At 33.0% G+C, this 218-nt stretch carries 1 rRNA gene; it reads right to left on the bottom strand.

Annotation, left to right across the window (positions count from 1 at the left end):
• Positions 1-81 (bottom strand): 5S ribosomal RNA (gene rrf / locus ACJDTP_RS28090); the annotation flags it as partial.
• Positions 82-218: the final 137 nt, after the last annotated feature.

Here is a 218-nt window from a genome sequence, read left to right as displayed (position 1 = left end):
TGCAGTACCATCAGCGTAATAGACCTTAACTTTCCTGTTCGGAATGGGAAGGAGTGTTACCTCTATGCCATCATCACGAGATTTTCTTTTGAAAGAAATACTATTGAAAGAAATACTATTCTTTCAAAATTGCATATAATTTTAATGTATATTACAACTTGATTATATTGGTCAAGCCCTCGACCTATTAGTATCAGTCAGCTAAATATGTTACCATA

This window comes from Candidatus Clostridium helianthi, from assembly GCF_045310795.1.
Taxonomy (GTDB): Bacteria; Bacillota; Clostridia; order Clostridiales; family Clostridiaceae; genus Clostridium; species Clostridium helianthi.
Note: the sequence above shows the minus strand (reverse complement) of the source record. Positions and strands in the feature narration are given on the sequence as shown.